The organism is Streptomyces jeddahensis, assembly GCF_001642995.1.
In the GTDB taxonomy this organism is placed as follows: Bacteria; Actinomycetota; Actinomycetes; order Streptomycetales; family Streptomycetaceae; genus Streptomyces; species Streptomyces jeddahensis.
Genome location: NZ_LOHS01000158.1, coordinates 84,953 through 104,597 on the forward strand (window position 1 = coordinate 84,953; position 19,645 = coordinate 104,597).

11 protein-coding genes are annotated in these 19,645 nt (G+C 68.6%); 4 read left to right on the plus strand and 7 right to left on the minus strand.

Annotation, left to right across the window (positions count from 1 at the left end):
• The first annotated feature begins 126 nt into the window (after positions 1 to 126).
• The gene (locus STSP_RS32445; RefSeq protein ID WP_067284596.1) at positions 127 to 1,146 is read left to right on the plus strand and encodes a glycosyltransferase family 2 protein; all 1,020 of its coding nucleotides are present in this window, start codon (positions 127 to 129) and stop codon (positions 1,144 to 1,146) included.
• Positions 1,147 to 1,258: 112 nt separating this feature from the next.
• On the opposite strand, the gene STSP_RS32450 is transcribed toward STSP_RS32445, so the two are convergent.
• Together STSP_RS32450 and STSP_RS32455 are read right to left on the minus strand one after the other, a co-directional pair.
• On the minus strand, positions 1,259 to 2,338 hold the full coding sequence (locus STSP_RS32450) for a phosphotransferase (protein WP_067284597.1): 1,080 nt from the start codon (positions 2,336 to 2,338) through the stop codon (positions 1,259 to 1,261).
• A gap of 11 nt (positions 2,339 to 2,349) precedes the next feature.
• Entirely contained in the window at positions 2,350 to 3,711 is a 1,362-nt protein-coding gene (locus STSP_RS32455; protein ID WP_067284613.1) for an aspartate aminotransferase family protein, read from the minus strand.
• Between the two features lie 228 nt (positions 3,712 to 3,939).
• Here STSP_RS32455 and STSP_RS32460 point away from each other — a divergent pair, with 228 nt between their 5' ends.
• The gene (locus STSP_RS32460) at positions 3,940 to 5,109 is read left to right on the plus strand and encodes an ROK family transcriptional regulator (protein ID WP_067284598.1); all 1,170 of its coding nucleotides are present in this window, start codon (positions 3,940 to 3,942) and stop codon (positions 5,107 to 5,109) included.
• A 47-nt stretch (positions 5,110 to 5,156) separates the two neighbouring features.
• On the opposite strand, the gene STSP_RS32465 is transcribed toward STSP_RS32460, so the two are convergent.
• The 5 genes from STSP_RS32465 to STSP_RS39815 all read right to left on the minus strand — a co-directional run bounded on the left by STSP_RS32465 (position 5,157) and on the right by STSP_RS39815 (position 15,727).
• Entirely contained in the window at positions 5,157 to 6,437 is a 1,281-nt protein-coding gene (locus tag STSP_RS32465) for an NAD(P)/FAD-dependent oxidoreductase (protein WP_232789877.1), read from the minus strand.
• A complete protein-coding gene (locus STSP_RS32470) occupies positions 6,422 to 6,853 on the minus strand; it encodes a GtrA family protein (protein WP_078067686.1) in 432 nt (143 codons plus the stop codon). The genes STSP_RS32465 and STSP_RS32470 overlap by 16 nt, the downstream gene beginning before the upstream one ends.
• Positions 6,843 to 7,856, minus strand: coding sequence for a glycosyltransferase family 2 protein (locus STSP_RS32475; protein WP_198547477.1), 1,014 nt, complete (start codon positions 7,854 to 7,856; stop codon positions 6,843 to 6,845). The genes STSP_RS32470 and STSP_RS32475 overlap by 11 nt, the downstream gene beginning before the upstream one ends.
• A 21-nt stretch (positions 7,857 to 7,877) precedes the next feature.
• On the minus strand, positions 7,878 to 11,003 hold the full coding sequence (locus STSP_RS32480) for an arabinosyltransferase domain-containing protein (RefSeq protein ID WP_078067687.1): 3,126 nt from the start codon (positions 11,001 to 11,003) through the stop codon (positions 7,878 to 7,880).
• A 341-nt stretch (positions 11,004 to 11,344) separates the two neighbouring features.
• Entirely contained in the window at positions 11,345 to 15,727 is a 4,383-nt protein-coding gene (locus STSP_RS39815; protein WP_067284601.1) for an FHA domain-containing protein, read from the minus strand.
• 550 nt (positions 15,728 to 16,277) lie between these two features.
• On the opposite strand from STSP_RS39815, the gene STSP_RS32490 reads away from it, so the two are divergent.
• Both STSP_RS32490 and STSP_RS32495 read left to right on the plus strand, forming a co-directional pair.
• Positions 16,278 to 18,068 carry a serine/threonine-protein kinase gene (locus STSP_RS32490; RefSeq protein WP_067284602.1) on the plus strand — a complete coding sequence of 597 codons (1,791 nt, stop codon included), beginning with the start codon at positions 16,278 to 16,280 and terminating at the stop codon, positions 18,066 to 18,068.
• A gap of 216 nt (positions 18,069 to 18,284) precedes the next feature.
• Positions 18,285 to 19,550, plus strand: a complete 1,266-nt coding sequence (locus STSP_RS32495; protein ID WP_067284603.1) for a serine/threonine-protein kinase — start codon at positions 18,285 to 18,287, stop codon at positions 19,548 to 19,550.
• Positions 19,551 to 19,645: the final 95 nt, after the last annotated feature.

Sequence of the window (19,645 nt, forward strand, 5' to 3'; positions counted from 1 at the left end):
TCGTGACGGGGTCGTGATGTTGGCCAGGAGTTCGTCCGCCCGCCCCACGCGGGGCGTCCCATAACTCCTCTTCGGCGCGGCCGTTATTTGTCGAGGGGGCAGGGAGGCCAGAGGTAAGGAGTTTGCGTGAATGAAGAAAAGAAGTGGATTAGTGTAATCATTCCAGTCTATAACGCGGTTGAGTATTTGAGCGAATGCCTCGGGTCTCTCGTGAGGCAGACGATCGGATTTGACAACGTTGAGGTGATTGCCGTCAATGACGGCTCGACGGACGGTAGTGGCGAGCTGCTCCATGAATGGGCTCAGCGGTATTCGAACGTCAAGGTAATCCATCAGGAGAACTCGGGCGCTCCAGGTGGCCCTCGGAACCGCGGTATCGAATCTGCGACGGGCGAGTTCCTTTTCTTTGCCGATCCGGACGACTTCCTCGGCGATGAGGCGCTCGAACGCATGGTCTCAATGGCTCGCCGAAATGATTCCGACGTCGTGCTCGGCCGCATTCGTGGAGTAGGTCGCTCCGTGGCGAGCAGACCCTTCGCTCGAAATATTGAGAGTGGCGACATTTACGAAACCCGAGCCATTTGGAGTCTGACGGCACACAAGCTGTTCCGGCGTTCCCTTGTCATGGATCACGGGCTTCGGTTCACGGAGGGTGTGCGGCTTTCCGAGGAGGTGCCGTTCGTCGTCAGGGCCTATTTTCTCGCGAAGGGAATCTCTGTAGTATCCGATTATGACTGCTATTATCTCGTGCGCCGCGAGGGTTTCCCGCACCTTACGTTGCAGACGCCTGATCCGGGCCTTTACTTCGGCGTGGTGCGTGATGCGTTGACGGTCGTGGTCGAAAACACGGAGCGGGGTGCGAATCGCAACGCTCTTCTCCTTCGCTGGGTCAGGGGGGACATTCTGGGAAGGTTTGGATATCGCTTCCTTCTTATGCCTCGCCATACGCGCAGCGAATATGTCAGGCTAGCCGGCGCCCTTCTTGAAGAATTTGCCCCGGACGACGTCATCGGGGATCTCTCTTGCTTGGACCGGTGGCAGGGAAAAGCGCTCAGAGATGGTCGCGTCATGGGGGCCATGGTCTTGGCGCTTCTTAAGTGCTGTCAGCGGGTGATAAGCATGGTTCGCCGGAGGGTACGGCAATGAGCCTTTCCCATCCTCAGTCTGAGCTGGCCAGGAGAGGGCCTCGACGTCAGTACGTCCTGTTCGGGCCGGGCGCTGCCGAGCTTGCGTACGACCGGGGGGGGTCGCTCCTGGTTCAGGCGAGGTCATGGCGGCCTTCCCGGAGTTGCGCAATGACGTCGTCCAGGGGTACGGCCAGGGCCCGCCCGACGTTGATCCAGTCGTCCTTGGCGTGGCCGAGGAGGTAGTCGCGCCGTTCTGGTACGCGCACCGCGCGCCAGTTCGTGATCAGCGCGCGCAGCGTGAGTCGTGCCAGCGCGGCAATCGGCAGCAGCGGAAGTTCCCAGTCCTCGATGGGACGTGCCCGTTCGTAGCCCGCGACGAAGGCGCAGGCATCCAGCCAGGGGTGATCCGGCGTCCGGCCGAGCAGGTTCGCCAGAGAGACAGCAGGGTCGAAGATCACGGCACTGCGCATAGTGTCACCGAAGTCGATGACGCCGGTGACAAAGTCGTCGCTTTGCGGATCCACCACAACGTTGTAAGGGCTGTAGTCACCGTGGATCACTTGCGTCTCGAGATCATTCAGCCTCGGGACGATGGCTCCGTCGAAAAGCCGGAAGACCTCCTGAGCCAACGGGCGGTGCTCGGTATTCGGCGTGTGCTCGACAAGTCCGGTCAGCTGGTGGAAATGCCGAATGTCCCATACCAACCCTCGTCGGTCCGCAGGGTGCTCAAACGCTTTCAGCGCCACGTCGACTCGTCCCAGCATCTCGCCCACCTTGGCGAGCTGTTCCGCGGTTGGATTCGTTCGTGCCAGGACCGGACCTTCGACGAAGTCGAGCACCCGCAGGACTCGAGTCCTGCCGTCGTTCGTTGTGATGGCCACGTGGTCGTCTCCGTCGACGGCCAGCTTCACCCGCTGGACCGGCAATTCGGGAGCGACGCCTTGGAGATAACGCATCGCAGCGGTCTGTAGAGCGACAACCATCTCTGCCTCGTCAGGGTGTGAGACCTTCACGAGGTAGTCGTTCGAGTCGGTCCTGAGCCTGAACGTGTCATCCTTCTCCGTCGCCAGTCGCTCGAGACGTCCGCCGACGTGGTAATGCCTTTCAAGGAGGGCGCTCACCAGCATGACGTCGATGGGCTCGTGAGACGACGCCAGGCCGCTCTCCTCGAAGAGGCGTTGAGCGAGTCTTATTGCCGGTGAGGTGTTCATGGTCAGTTCCTTCAGCCAGACTGGTACAGACGGTCCTTCGCGACCTCGGCGAAGGTCTCCAGGAATCGGGTCACATCGGCGGAGGTGAAGGCCAGCGGAGGACGGATCTTCAGAACGTTCGCCGCTGTGCCCGTGCCGCTGATGAGGATCCGACGGTCGCGCATGTCGTTGATGACGTCTTCGGTAAGTGAGCGGTCGGACTCTCGCGTCTCCCGGTCCTTGACGAGTTCCACACCGACGTAGAGACCGCTGCCGCGCACCTCAGCGACGTAAGGGGAATCCTTCGTGATCTCCTGGAGCCCTGTGCGCAGAGCCGTACCGTTCTCGAGAGCGCGCTGCTGCACGTTCTCGTTCTCGAAGACATCCAGCACTGCCGCGCCGGCGGCCACAGGGATCGAGCTGCCACCAAAGGTGTTGAAGTAGCGAACGTTCTGTCCGAACTCTTCGCAGACCTCGGGGCGGAAAACCACACCCGAGATCGGCAGTCCGTTGCCCATCGGCTTTCCCATGGTGACGATGTCCGGCAGCACACCGTGGCGGCTGAACCCCCACATCGAATCCCCGAGCCGGGCGAATCCCGACTGTACCTCGTCCGCGATGTAGACACCGCCGGCCGCGTGCACCTCCTCCACGACGGCCTTCATGTAGCCGACCGGGTCCGTGAAGATTCCATCGCTGGAGTAGGCGCAGTCGGTGATCAGCGCCGCGAGCCGGTAGCCGTGGCGCTCGAGGTCGTCGATCGCGCCGCGCACCTGGTTGCGCATGTGCTCGGCGAGTGTGGATCCGGGCGCGACGAGGCGCGGGTCAGGAGGATCGATGAGCCGGACGTTCGGTCCCAGCGGTGATCCTGTGCCCAGAGTCGGCGAGAAGCTCGCAACCTCACGAGTGAGGCCGTGGTAGGCCCAGCGGGTCACGATGATTCCCTCACCGCCGGTGTGGAACCTCGCCACCCGCACCGCGAGGTCGTTTGCCTCCGACCCGCTGCACGCGAGGCTCAGCTTCGACAGTTCCTCGGGGAAGGTCGCGAGAAGCCGCTCCGCGTAGTTGACCAGCGATTCCTGGACGTAGCGGGTGTTGGTGTTGACTGCCGCCATCTGGCGGGAGACGGCCTCGGCCACGTGGGGGTGGGCGTGCCCGACGCACGGAACGTTGTTGTATGCGTCGAGGTAGTCGTTGCCGTCGCGGTCGATGAGGTGGGCTCCGTGACCGGAGACGAACTCGACCGGCTCCTTGTAGATGAGCGTGTAGCCAGGACCGAGCACCTTGTTCCGGCGTCGGATGGTCTCCTGGAGGTGTTCGGGGAGCTCGCTCAGTCCGCCCGGGTCGAACCGGTTGGGGTAGTGGGCGAGGGCTCGGCTCAGCGTCGAAGTCATCTGCAGGCACACCTTCAGTCTTGTTCCGTCGGAGTTGCTCGCTGCTGTGGCTGAGACCCTACCATCTTTCGTTCCAGTTCCAATCTGAAACGAGAACTGGCCGAGCTGCGCGGTGCTCGGCGAGCCGGTGCGGCGCTCCGCGAGTGCTGTCACCGCACTGAAGCCGTTGATCGTCGCGTCCAAACCGGGACGGCTCGCTCGGCGTATCGGGCTCGCTATGGTCATGAGGTGACCAGCAACCCCACATCGCGCGACCACAACAAGGCCTCGGTCCTTGATGTAGTCCTGACCCGGGCGCCCTTGACGCGGAACGAGCTCATCGAGCTCACGGGCTTGAGCAAGGCCACGGTGTCCCGAGCCGTAGAGGAGCTTCGGGCGGATGGCTTCGTCATCGACGGCGGAGTCGATGAGGTTGTCGGCCGCGGCCGCCGGTCCACCTATCTGGACGTGCCCGGCACGACCGGGCACGTCGTCGGTATCAGCTTCGGCGCGCAGAACACCTGCGTCCTCGTGACCGATCTGAGGGGCCGCGAGGTCCACCACGTGACGGTTCCCACCGCGGACCACGACGAGGTCAGGACCGCCGCCGAATGGCTGGTCGGCTTGATTGCGAAGGCCAGCGAAGCCGCACAGGGACCACTGCGCCAGGTCGTCGCCGCGGTGCCCGGCCGGGTCCGGAACGGCACGGAGATCTTCGGCCCGGCGGAGTCGATGAAGATCTTCGCTGGCTCTGGTCTCCAGCGAGCCATTGAAGACCTGGTGAGCGCTCCCGTGCTCCTCGACAGTGACGCCAATGCGTCCTTGCTCGAGATCCTCACCAACGACGCCACCGTCAGGAACGCCGCGCTCTTCAGCCTCAGCACCATCCTTAACTTCGCCAGCTGCACAGATCACGAGCTCGCCCGCGGGCGGACGCCTACCTTCGGGGACATTGGTGCGCTCTCCTCCGGGGTTGACGATGAGACCCTCGATGAGCTGCTGAGCGCAAGAGGTCTCCTTCGCTTTGCTCGTGGGCGCGGACTCGACCTGGAACGCATCGACGATCTCTGGCTGGAACCGCACGACGAGGTGCCGCGCGCGGAGGTGCTGGAGGCGTTCACCACGGCAATCGTGACTGCTGTCAGTGTCGTCGCCGTGATGCTGGACCCTGAGTCGGTCTATTTCGTGGGTCGATTGCGTCCGCTCGTCGAAGAAGTGCTTCCCGAGGTGCGCAGACGACTGGACCAGAGCCTTCCGGCGGTCCCAGAGATCAAGACGGTGACGCAGGTGATCGGTCTGTCGACGGCAGAAGGAGCGGTGTACGCGTGCCTGACCATGGCTCAGGACCGGCTACGAGACGCTGTGCTCGGGGCACGTCGCCAGAGCCAACCTACAGCGCGATCCGCACCAGCCTTCTGACCCGGCCACCAAACCAACCCACGCTTCCTCAGGTCAGCCGCATTCTCTCAGGCCACTCCTGCTGCACGAACTGCGCGACGCGCCAGTGCCACGGCGTAGCTTTGTCCCCGGTCCTGTGGGTAGATCTGGGACATGGTCGCAAGCGTCACTCCCTCCATAACGGTGCGGTGTCCCGGGATGAGGGCTCGGTACTCCGGCGTGACCACCGGCTGAGCGAAACCGGCTTTCGAGAAATGCCAGTCGGCGATCCATGAGTCATCGAAGTCAGGATGTAGCTTCCGTAGCCATGGGATGTACCGCTCCAATAGCTCTTCGGGCGGGGTGGTGTAGCGCCAATCGTCGCGCGCCACATAGTTGCCGATATAGACGACATGGCGCCCGCCGTACTGGGCGCGATCGACCATCTGTGTGTGCTCGACGACAGCCAGAAACGGGAACGTCGGGTCGTTGATGTTGAGCCAGTAGTACGGAAGCACACTGCGGTTGCACTCGAGAACGAAGCATGTGGCGCCCAGGTACTGATTGCGCCACAGCGCGTCGTCCGAGGGGATGCCGGCCGCCTTGGCGAAAGTCGGCTGCGGCGTGGTGACGATGAGCCGGTCGAATCTGAAGGTGCAACCGTCTGCGGTATGCACCGTGACCGTGCGGTCGCCGGGAGGTTGGGTAATGGAGACGACGGCCTTGCCGACCTCGACCTTTCCGCCGTGCTCGGTGATGTTGTCGTAGAGCGCCTGGTAGACCCGGCTGAAACCGCCCTCGACATAGCCGAGTTCGAAAGTGCGGTAGTGGATGCGTGCCCACAGCCAAGCCATCGACACGGACTCCGCACGGTCGCCGAACTTGCCACGCAGCAGTGGCTCCCAGATCAGGGTGGTGACCCGGTGACCTGCCCGGCGGCGCATCCATTCCAGGGCCGGTACATCGTTGAACCGGCTGCCGTTGCGCACGGCTTTCAACAAGGCGGACGACATGGCGAAGCGGAGCCGGTCCGGACGTGAGAGCAAGGGAAAGCGCAGCATTTCGGTTGGAGTCCCGAACGGATACATCCGGCCGTTCAGGTAGACAGCGGTAGTGGGGCGATAGAAGGTGAGCGCTTCTCCAAGTCCGAGTTCACCGATCAGATCGATCATGTCCCTGTCGGTGCGGAAGCAGTGATGGTAGAAACGCTCCACGGGAGTGTCACCGACAGTGATGGATCCAGCGAGGCCTCCCACTTCGTCGGATGCCTCGAGGACGGTGACCTCATGACCCGCTTTCGCGGCATCGAAGGCTGCTGTGAGCCCGGTTGCCCCGGCTCCGATAATGCCGATGATCACGAAAAGCTCCACGTTCTGTTCAGTACGTACTGGACGATGAGGACGGCGGGTAGCGAGGCTGCTTTGACGAGATTCGGGTCGACGTGCAGCACGCCGGAAAAGAGGAAGAGGAGGATGCTGGTGACGGCCATCCCTGCGAGTCCCACCAGGTAGAAGCGGCAAAAGCGCCGCAGCAGACGGTCCCGCCGTCGAAACGTGAAGAGTGCGTTCCAGGTGAAGTTGTTGGTGATCCCGAAGGTGGTGCTCAGCGCATTGGCGCACTGGGCGGGCAGACCGAAGACCTCGTACAGCAACCAGAAGGCGGCCAGATCGACAAGCACGCCCGTGGCACCGATGACCGAATAGAGGACGAAGTCCCGAAGTGGCCCCGGGGCGGCTGGAGCGAGCCGCGACGGCGTTTCCGCCAGACCGATCTCTTCAGTCCTCATCGTGACAAATGACTTGGCGCACGATGTAAAGGGGACGCTGTTGGGTCTCGCTGTAAGTACGCCCGACGTAGCATCCGAGGATGCCGAGAGACAGCATTTGAGTGCCGCCGAGGCCCAGCATCACGACCATGAGCATGGTCCAGCCGGACACCGTGATGTCGGGCCGCAGGAGTCGCATGCACACGGCGTAGACAATTCCGGCGAAGGCCAGGGCGAGGACCACAAATCCCAGCCGCATGATGAGACGCAGTGGCACGGTCGAGAAACCGGTCATGCCGTCCACCGCAAGTCGCAGCATTTTGCCCAGCGGATATTTGGTGTCGCCCGAGTGCCGCTCGTCGCGATCGTAGAGTACCTCCTGCTGCCGGAAACCCATGGACGCGACCATTCCGCGCACGAAGCGGCTGCGCTCCCGGAACCGCCGCAGTTCCTCGGCGGCCCTGCGATCCAGCAACCGGAAGTCCCCCGTATCCAGCGGGATGTCAACCTCGGTGCACTTGCGCAGCAGCCGGTAGTAGGCGTGCGCAGTCGTGCGCTTGAAGGCTGTGTCACGTCTGGTGCGCCGACGTGCATGGACGATCTCTGCGCCTTCACGCCAGGCATCAATGAGCTCCAGGCTCACCTGAGGCGGATCCTGCAGATCCGTATCCATCACGATGAGGGCGTCGCCCGCGGCGAAGTCGATCCCTGCTGTGATGGCGAGTTGATGCCCATAGTTACGAGTGAAGTCGACGATACGCACGCGGTGGTCGTTCTTCGCCAAGTCCTTCAAGATCGGCAGAGTGCCGTCCGTGGAACCGTCGTTGATGTACACGAACTCGAAGTCGAACTCGGGCCGTGCGGCGATCGCCTCGGTGAGCGCCGTATGGAAGGCCCAGATTCCCTCGCGCTCGTTGTAGACCGGCAGCACGTAGGAGATGAGAGATCGATGCCGTTGATCTGAGACGGCCGATGGAGTTTCTCGAGTGTCATCGGAGACGACGGATTCCATGGCAGCGGTCATGAGAGTTCCCTTCGCGCTGGGTTACTGATCGAAGACGTAGTAGCCCTGCCCGTTCAGGCCGCTTTGCTGAACCCGACGGACGGTGACGTCGTACGCGTCTTGCTGGATCCGATAGGTGTGCAGATAGAGGTGTCCCCAATCGAGCCCCGGCGAGCCGATTGCGCGTGTCGGGATCTCTGTGCGGGTGGAGAGCTGGTACTTGCCGATGAAGACGCCCCCCAGCTGCGAGCTTTGATCAATCCCGAAGTTGCTGGTTTCCTCGATAGAGGCGGCTACGGACTGTGCCGTGCCATGGGCGACACGCGGATAGTCGTTGCGGCAGGGAGCCAGGAATGCGAGGCGCCAGTCCAAGTAGAGCGGGTGGATTGTGCGGAGGAACTCGCGAAGCGGTACCACGTCGCGGACGGAGGGGGCGCTCGTGGAAAGCCACCCTTGCGGATCGGTTGCCCTGTCAACCGCGCGTACACGCACCTGACGAGCGCCGGCGGGCACCGCATGCGAAGCGAGTGTGAGCGGTCGCCATGCGTCGAACCGCTGCCAGTTGCGCGGACGGCCATGGCGAGGATCCGCATAGGGACGGGTAGCCGGGGGTGGGAGGCGCATTACCCGGGTGCCGAGATGTTTGCCGTCGTCCGCGAACTGGAGGCTCAGGGTGTTGCCTTGCTGCGGTCTCCCGGCCACCCACACGGTCAACACCTGGTGGCGCCCAAGACGAGGCAGCGTGAACCAGGGGCTTGTGTACGAGCCTGTCTGCTTGGCCCCTCCTGAGGTAGCGGTTGAACTTGTCCACAGATATGGCTCCTGGATTTGCTTGGCAGGGTTGACGCTCTGCGCCCGCGCGCCGGACTCCAGAGAGCGGCCGTCGCTGCGGCGCAGAACCCCGTCCCGGGCAAGAGGGAGTGCTTCCACTGCGTCCAGCAGCCCGCATCCCGAACGCGTCACGCTGTCGTAGCTGAACCGGGTGAGTGAGTAGGCACTGGAGGATTCGAAGGGCGCCAGTGCGAAGGAGCCGATCATCAGCCCGGTCGAGACGAGTGCCATCCCCGAGAGGCCGATGGCCGGCAGCAGCGTGGGCACTGGCCAGGCTCGTCTTCTGCGGCGCATGGCGGCAGCCAGAACACCGACGCAACCCATGGCCGCAAGCCAGAGAATGGGGCTGTCCAGAGGAACTCCGCCAGGGCGGACAGGAGTGTCGGTCCAGTGAAGCCCTTCTCGGTTGAAGGTCAGCCATTGGTTGGGGCCCATGAATGCCAGGCCGGCCGTAACCGCAACCGCGCTTGCTCCCCCTAGGCCGAGCCACCGGTCCTCGGTTCGCGGCTCTTCGCTGCGAGCCCGAGCCGGTTTTCCCAACAGCAGTACGACGGCGGTGAGCAGCGCCGGGCCGATGCCGGCCAGTGACCCGAAGTGGTGGCTCCATTTGGAGGGTGCCACACACATTGCTGCGAACAGCGAGGCGGTAGAGAGCGTCAGCGGGACCAGCGCAGGTGCATGGCACAGACGGTGGACTGCTCTGAGCAAGCAGACGGCAGCCACGAATAGTGCGGTGAGGACCAGCAATACGGCCGCACGCTTCGCGGCTGTCCCCGCAAAGGTGGTATCGAAAAGGTACTCGTATCGGATGGGTTCCTGGTACCAGGCAAGGCTCGGCCCCATCGTTTCGTGCAGCCGGGTGGCCACTACGACGCTGTGCAGAGTGTTGTCTGCGAAAATCGCCACAGCCCCAGCACAGCCGGGACAGAGCATCAGCACCCAGCGTGCGGCGGTCCGCAAGGGCTTTCCGGCCGTGATGACGGGAACCCACCGTGGCGCGAAGACGCCAAGGATCAGCAGCGCGGCGATGCCACCAGGTGTCACGGACACGGTGAGCCCGGCTGCCAGCGACGCTGTGGCAAGCCAGGCGAATGGCCGGTCCGTGCCTGGCGCTGTCGCACGTAGGAGGCACGCAAACGTCGCCAACGTGCCCAGTGCAATGTACGGTTCGGGCCGGACACCCAGATTGAAGGGCAGCCAGCAAGCAAGGAAGAACACCAAGGCGAGCAGGCTCACCCGCCACCGGATCCGCGGGGTCACCGGACAGACCAATGGCAGCACCGTTCGGTGCAGCAGCAGCCACGTCGCCAGGCCGGCAATCATGCTCGGCAGTCGGAGCAGCGGAGGACTCAGCCCGAACTCGATCGGAATCCGCATGACGTGTTGGACAAGGGTGAACGGTGCTTCAGAGGCGTTGAACCAGCGGTAGTAATTGCCGATGTCACCGGTCGCCGCGTAATTGCGCACGGTCATCGTGGCGAATCCGTCGTCGTGGGTCGCCGGCCCGATGAAAAGCCAGGCCGCCAGTACCGTGGTGACGGAAACATCGAGTGCTGTACGCGCGTCGAAGAGAACACGGCGACGCTTGGGCGTAGCAGTCGACGTCCGCGGCCTGCGGAGGCGAATCGCCAGTGTCAGCACGACAAGGATGCAGGCGATGGTGGTGGCGGTAAGAAACGTCTTGATCCGTGTGGGGGAAGTTTCGAACCATGTATAAGGGCGCGCGACGGCACTCATCCCGCGCGCTGTAGATGCGTCGAGGTCGGTGAGAAACGCGACAACCTCAGGCGTTGGGCCGGGTGAGAGGCGGAGTGACGGGCCTCCGGAAACATCCACTCGTGGGGTGCGGCCAGACTCGAGCCGCACTGTGATGGTGCAGCTCCCGTCCAGCTGCGGGAGCCGGATCGACCGCTTGTGGTAAACGAGTTGACTCTCACCATGGTCAGACACCATCGCGAGCCTGTCCTGAGGCGAGCCGCCCGGGGCAGTGGCAAATACCGTGGTTACGCCGGAGCGCCCCTCCGCAGCCCGCACCGCGTGGCACGGAATACGTACGGTGATGCTCTCGGGTCGGTAAGGAACGAGCTGCACGACGGTGGACCGGACATCAGCACCACGCTGCGGCCAGGTCACTTCCGATCGCTGCGCCAGTACGGGAGCAATGGGCAGCAACAGGGCACTGACGATGCCCACGAGGCCAGTGACCAGAATGATGATTTCCCAGCGGTCCGATAGGCGCGGGGAGGAGCCTTTCTGTGACGGCAGATAGGGAACGCCCTCGGCGTTTGAGAGAGGTGGTGCTGAACGCGGCGGAGCAATGCGGCCGAACAATGCCATGCAATGAAGAACCGAGGCCACGTCTTGAGGACACGGCTGCTTACGCCGAGCGAGCTATTTCTTGCGGTCCTTCTGACTTGCACAGATGTCTGAAGGAAATCCTTGCTCACCGGTCTCGGTCATCGGGAAGCAGCCAGCCAGGAACGACGCAAATCAAACGCCCTCCCGCGGGCAAACGCTTCTTTGAAAGAACGTTTTTTCTCGATCGATGCGTTTAGTCAGCATTTGGGTGGCGCGTTGGCTCGGGGGCTGATCGCCGAGATCGTGTTGACCGAGGACAGGCTGCCACCGCGAAGCATGACGGGGCGATGAAAGAGCCCAGTCCCGGCCCCACGTGACAGCTACAGCAGTGAGGGCACCTGCGTGGCTTCCACGGAGCGTGCAGCCCTCTCCAGCGCGCTCGCCAGCAACGCCAGGTCCGTAGGGCCGTTCCCCAGCTCCCGCACCGGTCGCCGGGCCGGTGGATCGCCCATGCGCTCCCAGTCCAGCGCCACGACCGTGGGCCGCAGCGTGCCCGTCCGGGGAATGCGCCCGGTGACCCGACCGGCCTGGAACGGTGTGGCCCGGCCGTCGGCCGTCCGCAGGGTCCCGCGTCCCGGCGCGGGATCGTCGACCCCGCCCGACGGTGCGTCCAGTGCGATCCGCAGCGTCGCCGAACGGCCCAGCTCCGTCTCCGGCGGGCGCGCCCCGCCCCTGGTGGCCGCCACGAGGTGTACGCCGAGCCGCTCGCCGTCCCGTGCGACGGCCTCCAGCGCGCGTACGACCGAGCCGGCCGAGGGACGTCCGGGCGACCCGAGGGCCGGGGACAGCAGCGCGTCGACGTCGTCCACGATGACGACGAGCCGGGGCAGTGGCGGCCCTGGATCCGGACGCTTCCGGCCTCCTGGCCGCAGCCGCAGCGTCGAGCTCGGCGGGGTGTCCAGATCACCGGATGCTTGCGAGGGCAGGGGACTACCGGGTGTCTGCGTACCGGGGGTGCCGGGCGTACCGGAGGTGCCGGACGGCTGGCTGCCTGGAATCTCCGTACCGGGCGGCAGGGACGCACCGGGTGGCAGAGACGTACCCGGTGGCAGGGACGAGGGATGTGCGGACGTCCCGGAGAAAGCGGACGGTGTCTGGGGCGCCTGTGGCGCGAACGGTGCTCCCGCCGTCGCCCGCGGCGCGGTGGAGGCCTCCGACCGCCCGGGCGACCGAGCCCCTGCGGCCGACCGCTGCGCGACCATCCGGCCCGACACCTCGCGTTGCGTGTGCCAGTCGGTGAAGCCGAGCCGCCCCAGCAGCTCGGCGCGCCGCTTCAGCTCGGCCGTCAGCGACTGTGCGAACTCCCTCATCCGGACGGGGTCGTTGGCCGTCAGATACGTCGTGACGTGCGGCAGGTCCGTACAGGCCCGCAGCCCGTCGCCGCGCCCGGCGGCCCCCGTACCGCCGCCGCCCGTCGCGGCGGGCGCGCTGCCGCCCGCGCCGGCGTCGCGGCCGTCGATCAGGACGAGGCCGAGGCGGTCGGGCCGCTCCGCGGCGGCCAGCGACGCGGCCACCGAGCGCAGCAGCTCCGTCCTGCCGCTGCCCGGAGGGCCGTCGATCAGCATGTGCGGGCCCTCCGCCGCGAGGTCCACGCACACCGGCCCGCGCGGCCCGGCGCCCAGCACCGCCCAGGCGCGGCCGCCGAGGGCCTCCGGGCTGTCGTCCGCGGCCGCCCAACGCGCCATCAGCGAAGCCGGGGTGGCCCGCGCGAGCCCCAACTCGTCGAGCAGACGGGCCGCTTGGGGCAGGGGAGCGGCCACGCCCGCGTGCCGATCGCCCGGAGCGCCGTCCATCCGCAACGGCGCCAACGCCCGTGCGAACCGCTCGATCCAGGCCGCCGACACCGCGTCGACCGCGGCCACCGTGCCATGCCCGGCGATCTCTCCGCGGACCGTACGCAGCAGCCGCAGGGCCGTGGCCACGTCGCCGCTCAGCAGGGCGGCGGCCCCGCACGCACGGAACGCCGGGGACTCGGCACAAGCGGCCTCGTACGTCTCGGCCAGCGGCGAGGCGGGCGAGGCGGCCGGGGTCTCGGCGAGGCACACGACGTGGATCCCCGCGGCGCCGCCTTGCTCAGCGAGCCGGGTCACAGCCTCCCGCAGACCCGCGGAACCCGGGTCCCCGTCCACCACGACCACCGTGTACGGCCCGGGACGTGCACGTCCGTCGGCAGGCTCGGCAGGCGCTTCGGCCGCCTCCGTAGCGCCCCGACCCGCAGCGGCCCGCCAGGAGCCGTCCTCCGGCCGGCCCACGGCCGCGCCTCCGCCCGAGCGGGGGGTGTGTCCGTACGCCCCGTGGCCCTGCTCCTCCCTCACGTGCCCGTACGCCCGGTGGCTGCGCCCGCCGTGGTCGTCGTGCTCGTCGTAGCCCGGAGGGGCACCGCTCGCACCGCCCGGGCGGGTCTCGTCATGGAGGGCGCTGCGGCCGTGGGCGTCCTGTGCCGGATCGTGATCGTGCTCGGGCGGGCCAGAACCGCCTGACCAGCCGGTATCGCCACCGGCCGAGCTCCCCGGGCGCTCGTGCGCGTCCTGCGCACCGCTGGCCCAGGACGGTGGCTGCGCACCGCCGGCCCAGGACGGCGTCCCCTGCCGCGCATGACGTCCCGTACCGAGTGGACCCGCCGTCCTCTGTTCGCGCTGTTCGCGCAGGTGATCGTCCAGGCGCCGGAGCAGTTCGTCCGTACGGGCGGCGGCCTGTTCGCGGTCGAAGGCGAGGAGCAGGCGGCAGTCCTGGCCCTGTCCGGGGCGCAGATGGGGGAGCCAGCCGAGCCAGGACCACTCGGCGGTGCGCTCCTGGACGGGGCGCGCCCGGTCCGTGCTGATCAGCACGATCTCCAGCACGTCGGGCGAGTGCAACGCGGCGAGCTGCGCGATCACAGAACGGGCGAGCCCGGCCAGCCGCTCGCGCGGTCCCGCCAGGCCGAGCGCGCCGGACTCCCGCAACCCGACGGTCACCGGCACCGCGGGCAGCAGTCCTGCGCCCCCCGGAGCGGGCCGGTCGGCGGTGCCGAGACGCACCACCAGCGCCTCTGGGTGATCCGGCTCGCGCTCCCAGAGCCGCGGTCCTGGACCGAGGGCGGTGAGCAGCAGCGCCGCCGGGTCCGGCCAGGGCTCGGGCGCGGTGGAGCCCGCGGGCGTCCACTCCTGCGGCGACGTTCCGTCCGCGCGGCCGGATGACCGGCCGTGATCGTCCCGGCCGCGCCCCAGCCGCCGGGCCCAGGCCGTGAAGCCTCCGCGCCGGCGTAGGCCCCGCGGCACCGTCGTGCCACGCGTGGGGGTGCCCATACGCGCGCGCTCGTCGGGCATCCGGCCCTGCTCGGGGACGACGGGCAGCACCTCCGCGTTCGTATCCGTGTCCCTGCCCGCGTCCGTATCCGTGCCCCTGCCCGTGCCGACGCTGCCTTGCCGTCCGCCCGGGCCGAGGAGGCCGCCTCGCCCGGCCCCCGCGTCCGTACGCCCGAGCGCTCTCTCCTGCCGGGCGGCCGTGCCCGACCCGGATTCGTCCGGGCCCGCCGGGCTTCGGCCGCTGCCGTCGCTCATCGCCGCGCTCGACGGGTATGCGCTCGCCCCGCGGTCGCTCCAGGTCGCGTCGGCCTGATGAGACCCGAGCCCGAGCCCGGTGCCCGCGCCCGACACATCCCGTGTGCCATCGCTGGGGTCGCTTCCCGCCGGTTCCGGCGCATACGCGCCGTGCCCCCCGTCCGCCCTCGGCGAGCCCGACTGGCGGCGGTCGCTCCCCGACCCATCCGGCGCGCGCCGAGCGCGGTCGCTCTCCGGCCCGTCCGGCGCGCGCCGAGCGCGGTCGGTCCCCGCCGCATCCCGTTCGTACGCGCGGGTCCACGCTCCGGCTGATCCCTCTCCGTACGCGGCCGGCCCGCCGTCGACCGCCCCCGGGTCCCGGTCCCGCGTCCCCGTTCCGTACGCATGGTGCGTCTCGCCCGACGGGCCCGGCTCGCCCTTGACCCCGGCCTCAGCCCGGCCCCCGGCGCGGATCTGCGCGGGTTGGCCGTCGGCCACGCGCGCGTGTGCCGCGTGGGGGTCGCCCCCGGCCGGCGGCGTCCCGGCGGCGCGCCGCACACGCAGGTGACCCTCGCCGTCCGGCGTCGTCGGCAGCGTGGGCGCCGTGTCCCCCATCGGCGCCAGGCGGATGGCGGATTCTCCCAGGCGCAGCAGTGCGCCGGGCTGGAGGCGGACCGGGCGGTCGCCTATCGGCGTGCCGTTCACCGTCGTGCCGTTCGTGGAGCCCAGGTCCGTGACCGAGACGCCGCCGTCCGCGGCGACCGTCACGGCGCAGTGCAGCCGCGACACATCCGGGTCGTCCAGCGGGACGTCGGCGTCCGCCGAGCGGCCGATGTCGATCCGCCCGCCATGCAGCAGATGGACACCGCCCGCGTCGGGTCCGGCGACGACGTGCAGCTGGGCCGTGGCGCCCTCGAACTCGGGGCCGGGATCGGCGGGAGCGCCCAGCGCGAGCACCGCACCGTCGACCAGGGGCGGCTCGCCCAGCGTGCAGCGCTGCGCGTCGAGCCGCTCCGCGCCCGCGTACAGCACCGCGGGACCGTCGACGCCCGCGACCGCCGAGGCCAGGCCGGAGGCCACCGTGGCGAGCGCGGTGCCGGCCGGGGCGGTGACCAGCACGTCGCACGCGGCCGTGCGGCCCGTCGGTTCGGGTCGCGGCCCCAGGACGGTCAGCCGGATCTGCATCGCCGTCAGCAGTCCCTTCTGCGGGCACCCGGCACGGGGTTGCGCTGTGATTCCCCCCACCGCACACGGGCACGTCGGCCAGTACTGGAGGCATCCTCGCACCTGCCACTGACAACACGCCCGGCGCCCACCCGTAAGTGATCTTGATTGGTCGGCTCTGCCCGCAAAAGTGCCCGCCCTGTGCGCAGCCGCTGTCCGCTTGCGATCGCCCACCGACGCGGCAGTGACGTAATAGACGTCATACCGGCGCGATGCGGGCGCGATGCCGGCGTGATTCCGGCAACCAACAGCCCCGGCGCCGCGTCTTTCCCCACCACCGACGGAAGCGTCTCAGGGAGGATCACACAGGAAGTCGACAGGCCGGAGGTCCGCCCGCTCCCACTACAGTGGATCGGAAGACCAGGACCGCCCGGGGGCTCGGCGTTGTCAGCGCCTCGCGGAGCCGCCGTACCACGGGCACAAGCAGGCAGCAGCACAAGCAGGCAGCAGCGAGCACACCAGTGCGAGCAACAGACCAGCCAGGGCAAGAAGCAAGCAGGGAGCGCATGACGTGCGGCCGGTAGGCAGCAAGTACCTGCTCGAGGAGCCGCTCGGACGCGGCGCCACGGGCACCGTCTGGCGAGCCCGCCAGAGGGAGACCGCGGGCGCGGAAGCGGCCGTGCCGGGCCAGCCCGGCGAGACCGTGGCGATCAAGGTCCTCAAGGAGGAGCTCGCCAACGACGCGGACATCGTGATGCGCTTCCTGCGCGAACGCTCCGTACTCCTGCGGCTCACGCACCCCAATATCGTGCGGGTGCGCGACCTGGTCGTCGAGGGCGATCTGCTCGCCCTCGTCATGGACCTGGTCGACGGCCCGGACCTGCACCGCTATCTGCGCGAGAACGGGCCGTTCAGCCCCGTAGCCGCCGCCCTGCTGACCGCCCAGGTCGCCGACGCCCTGGCCGCGAGCCACGCCGACGGCGTCGTGCACCGCGACCTCAAGCCCGCCAACGTCCTGCTGAAGCAGGAGGGCGGCCAGATGCACCCGATGCTGACCGACTTCGGCATCGCCCGCCTGGCGGACTCGCCGGGCCTGACCCGCACGCACGAGTTCGTCGGCACGCCCGCGTACGTCGCGCCGGAGTCCGCCGAGGGCCGCCCGCAGACCTCCGCCGTCGACATCTACGGCGCCGGGATCATGCTGTACGAACTGGTCACCGGCCGTCCGCCGTTCGCCGGCAGCTCGGCCCTCGAGGTGCTCCACCAGCACCTCAGCGCGGAGCCGCGCCGCCCGTCCACCGTGCCCGACCCGCTGTGGACCGTCATAGAGCGCTGTCTGCACAAGAACCCCGACGAACGCCCCAGCGCCGAGAACCTCGCGCGCGGGCTGCGGGTCGTCGCCGAGGGCGTCGGCGTGCACGCGAACTCCGCTCAGATCGCCGCCGCGGAGGGCGTCGGCGCCCTGCTCGCGCCGGACCCGTCCCCCGCCACGGTCCCGGGCATCCCGGGCGCCGCCGACCCCACACAGGTGCTGCCGAACAACGCGGGAGCGGCCGCGGGGGCCAACGCGGGACCGAACTCGGGTGCGTACGACCCGAACGCCGCGACCAGCGTCATGCCGCACACCGCAGGCTCCGGCGCCGCCGACCCGACCGCGGTCCTCCCGAACCGCGGCGCAGCCGATCCGACCGCGGTCATGCCGCCGATGCCGCAGAACCGGCCCGGCGGGCCGCAGTCCGGTGGGCCGCAGGCCGGTGGGCAGCACCCGTCCGGCGGAGCGCCCGAGGACCCGCACCCCTGGCAGAACCAGCTGCGCGCGGCCCGCGACCGCAACGAACAGACGCAGATCCAGTACCTGGAGCCGAACCAGGATCCGCTGCGGCGCCGGCCCCAGCGCCAGGTCGCACGCCCGCAGCCGAACCCCCAGCAGCGGCCGCAACAGAGTCCGGGGCCTCAGCCGTACGCGCCCCAGCGACAGCAGCCCCAGCGGTACGCCCCCGCGCCCGCCCCCCAGCCGCAGCCCCAGCGTTACGCCGAGCCGCCGCGGCAGGCACCCCGGCCGGAGCGCGAGCCCCGGCCGCCGAGGCAGCGCAGCGCCAACCCGATGCGGATCCCGGGCCTCGGCTGCCTCAAGGGGTGCCTGTTCACGATCGTCATCCTGTTCGTGGCGGGCTGGCTCATCTGGGAGCTGAGCCCGCTCCAGGGCTGGATCGGCACGACCAAGGACTACTGGCAGCAGCTCACGGACTGGTTCAACACGGTCACGGACTGGTTCGGGGAGCTCGGCGGCGGGACAGGGTCCTCCGGTTCCGGTTCCGGCTCCGGCCTGGGGACCGGGTCCGGGTCAGGGCTGGGGTACTAGCCGGCGACTCTGATGAGTCCGGCGACTCTGGCGAGTCCGGCGAGACTGGGGATTTGTCGACATCTGCAGGGTGATTTCCTCCTCGGAAGTGAAGGTTGGCTCCGCGGCCGCGTAGTTTTGTCGGCTGAGGCCGGGCCCGGGGGCCGCGACGGCAGCCGCTGATGCGCCCGGCCCGGGAGAGCACAGTGTCGCCGACACGCGTCCGTAGGAGCAGTCTTGGCACGGAAGATCGGCAGCCGGTACACCGCCCACCAGATCCTGGGACGCGGCAGCGCCGGCACGGTGTGGCTGGGCGAGGGCCCCGAGGGGCCCGTCGCCATCAAGCTGCTGCGTGAGGACCTCGCGTCCGACCAGGAACTGGTCGGCCGCTTCGTCCAGGAGCGCACCGCGCTGCTCGGCCTGGACCACCCGCGCGTGGTCGGCGTGCGCGACCTGGTCGTCGACGGCAACGACCTCGCGCTGGTCATGGACCTCGTACGCGGTACGGATCTGCGGACCCGGCTCGAGCGCGAGCGTCGGCTGGCCCCCGAGGCCGCGGTCGCCATCGTCGCCGACGTGGCCGACGGACTCGCGGCCGCCCACGCCGCGGGCATCGTGCACCGCGACGTGAAGCCGGAGAATGTCCTGCTCGATATGCAGGGGCCGCTCGGCCCGGGCGGCTCGCATCCCGCGCTGCTCACCGACTTCGGTGTGGCCAAACTCATCGACACGCCCCGGCGTACCCGCGCCACGAAGATCATCGGCACGCCCGACTATCTCGCGCCGGAGATCATCGAGGGGCTGCCGCCCACCGCTTCTGTGGACATCTACGCGCTGGCCACCGTCCTGTACGAGCTGCTGGCCGGGTTCACTCCCTTCGGAGGCGGACACCCGGGAGCGGTGCTGCGGCGGCACGTCACCGAGACCGTCGTCCCGCTGCCGGGCATCCCGGACGAGCTGTGGCAGCTGCTCGTGCAGTGCCTGGCCAAGGCACCGGCCTCGCGGCTGCGGGCCTCCGAGCTCGGGGCGCGGCTCCGGCAGCAGCTGCCGCTGCTCGCGGGGATGCCGCCGCTGGACGTGGACGAGCCGGATGAGGCGGAGGCGGACGACGCCGAGGCCGCCGCGGCAGGCCCGGCCGGGCCTGCGTACGACGATCCGGCGCCGCACGCGGCCCGTGGGGGTGGCCGGCGGGGCGCCGTGCCGCTGGTGCGGGGGTCTGCGCCCGACTCGAACCGGGACACGCATACGAGCATGCGCGTTCCGGCGCCCGACGAGCTCGCCGGAGGGGCGCGGGGGACGGCGCGCGCTCCGCGGGCGGCGGGGGTGCCGCGGCCCGGGTCCGCCCGGCACCGGGCCGCTGCGCGGCGGCGGCGCATCACCCTGGGGGTCGCCGGGGTGGTGCTGGCGGCCGTGGTGGGGGTCGGGACGTGGGTGGCGACGTCGGGGGGCGACGCGGACGCGACGCCCCAGGACACGGAGACCTCGGCGCCGGCCGGGCCGTGACACGGCCTGCGGCCGCCGATGCGCCTTGCCGGCGGGGGCGCGGGAGCGTGCGCGGCTGCGGGGGTGTCGTCGGCTGGTGCGCCACCTGCCGGTGG